Genomic DNA, 2,483 nt, shown 5'->3' with positions numbered 1-2,483 from the left:
GCTTATTGATGTCGGCGGCCGCATTGGTCAGCAACATATCTGCACCGGTTTCTGCGCTATATCCTTGGGGAAATGCGCTGCCGGCAAAAACCAATGCTGCCCACGGATGGAGTTTGTCGGCAATTTGGGCAATGGGTCGGCTTTCTTCATTTTTTGAATAGATTTCTTGTAAAAGACGGAAATCTGTTTTGCCAAGCTTGCGACTGAGCGGTTCGGTACTCATGACCTCTTTGAAGTATTTTTGATACATTTTTTTTGTTTCCGGACTGCTGTCCGGCAATGCGTCAACTTCTGTGGTCAGTTGGTTGGTGGATTGCAACAGTTTGAGGGCATCGGAAGACAAGGTCTGATTGGTTTTCCCCATGTGGATGGTGCCGAGCAGATAGGAATCGGGTTGGCCTTCTTTGCTGATTTTCCAAACATTGCTGGTGAGTTTAGGCTGCTGCCAATTGAGTTCGGCAGGTTTGCTTTCGGGTAAAGTTGCAGCGGGTTTGCAGGTACCTAAGGCGAGGGCGGTAAATGGTATCAGCAGACAGGCAAGCAGTTTTTTCATGTTTTTCCTTATTGTGGTGTGCGGTAGGCAAGGGCAATTTAGAAATCGAGCAGGTTTTGAACCGGATGTTCGCCCGTTTCGGTTTTTTCCTGTTTGCGGTTGCGGATTTTGGCCTTCCTGAGGGATAGAAGGTGCATGACTTGATGTTTTTGGCTGTCGGTCATCTGGAGCCAGTACAAGCGCTCTTCCCGGCTGCGCAGGCAGCCTTTGCAATAACCTTTGGCATTGGCTTCGCAAACGCCGATGCAGGGGCTGGGAATGGGGAAGAAATCGGGTTGATCCATTTTGTGTTGCTTTTGATGTGAAAAAAGGCCGTCTGAAATATAGCACATATGTTCAGACGGCCTAAGTGTTTATACGGTTTGCGAGTATTTGGCTTTGGTTTCTTTATGGCGTAAATGGTAGTCGAACACCATGGCGATGTTGCGGATCAGGAAACGGCCCTTCGGCGTAACGGTCAGGCCGTGCGGTTTGAGGTGGACCAGGCCGAGGGTTTCCAGTTGCTTCATATCTTCCAGTTCGGCTGCAAAATAACGGCTAAACGGAATGCCGAACACGCTTTCGTAAATCCGATAGTCGAGCGAGAAGCGGCACATCAAATCCTGAATGATGTTGCGGCGCAAAATGTCGTCTTGATTGAGCTGGTAGCCGCGCATAATCGGCAGATGTCCGGCATCGAGTGCGGCGTAATAGGTATCGATGTCGCGCTCGTTTTGGGAGTAGGTGCTGCCGATTTTGCCAATAGAGGATACGCCGATCGCCACCAAGTCACAGTCGGCATAGGTGGAATAACCTTGGAAATTTCGTTGCAGGAAACCTTCTTTGAGGGCGATGGAGAGCTCGTCGTCAGGTTTGGCAAAGTGGTCCATGCCGATGAAAACGTAGCCTCGCTCAGTCAGGGTTTGGACGCAATATTGCAGCATATCGAGTTTTTCTTCGCTGTCGGGAACGACATTGGTGTCGATACGGCGTTGCGGTTTGAAGATATGCGGCAAGTGAGCGTAGTGGTAGAGGGCGAGGCGGTCGGGACTGAGGGACAAGACCGTGTCGATGGTGGTTTTGATGCTTTCGGTGTTTTGGTGCGGCAGGCCGTAAATTAAATCGACGCTGACTGATTTAAATCCGGCTTCACGCGCGGCATCAATCACTTCTTTGGTTTCTTCGTAGCTTTGAATACGGTTGACGGCTTCCTGCACTTTAGGGTCAAAGTCTTGAATACCGACACTCATGCGGTTGAAACCAAGTTTGCCCAGTTTGAGGACAGTTTCGCGGCTGACTTTGCGCGGGTCGATTTCGATGGAGTATTCGCCGTTGGGAATCAGCTGGAAGTATTTACGAATCATGTCGAAGACGCGTTCGAGTTGGTCGTCGCTCAGGAATGTGGGCGTACCGCCGCCGAAGTGGAGCTGCGCGAGCTGGTGTCTTCCACCCAAATGCGGTGCCAGCAATTCCATTTCTTTTTCCAGATACCGGATATAGGCATCGGCACGGCTTTTGTCTTTGGTAATGATTTTGTTGCAGCCGCAGTAGTAGCAGATGGTATTGCAGAAGGGAATGTGGATGTAGAGTGAAAGGGGTTTGTTGAGCGCGCCCATGTTGCGCAGGCTTAAAGCTTGGATATATTCGGCTTCTTTAAAGCCTTCATGGAAGCGGTCGGCAGTCGGATAGGATGTATAACGGGGACCGCTTGATGGCAAACTGGCAATTAATTCACGATCGAATTCCGGTAATTCGTTGTTTGTGTTGGTGTTATTTGAGATGGGGATGATTTTCATGGTTGGGCTTGTAGTATAAAGTAGGGAAATTAGGGAAAATTTTAGTCAAAATTTCGATAGTTTGGTAGAATGCCTGATAATGATATGCCGACTTTGACTTGGGTCAATAGTTATTCGGCTTCATCAGGGATTTATAGAACTATGCAGATTAAGGG

3 protein-coding genes are annotated in these 2,483 nt (G+C 49.1%); all 3 read right to left on the bottom strand.

Annotated elements, in window-relative coordinates:
- Positions 1–553: TraB/GumN family protein (locus ACTHUM_RS11525; protein WP_440402929.1), on the bottom strand; the 553-nt coding region annotated here is incomplete at its 3' end.
- 38 nt (positions 554–591) lie between these two features.
- Positions 592–837 carry a DUF1289 domain-containing protein gene (locus ACTHUM_RS11520; RefSeq protein WP_107769216.1) on the bottom strand — a complete coding sequence of 82 codons (246 nt, stop codon included), beginning with the start codon at positions 835–837 and terminating at the stop codon, positions 592–594.
- Between the two features lie 69 nt (positions 838–906).
- Positions 907–2,328 (bottom strand): oxygen-independent coproporphyrinogen III oxidase, encoded by a 1,422-nt coding sequence (gene hemN, locus ACTHUM_RS11515; RefSeq protein ID WP_440402928.1) that lies wholly within the window; start codon positions 2,326–2,328, stop codon positions 907–909.
- Between the last annotated feature and the right edge of the window lie 155 nt (positions 2,329–2,483).

This window comes from Neisseria sp. P0021.S006 (assembly GCF_051956895.1).
This window is presented reverse-complemented; position numbering and strand designations above follow the sequence as displayed.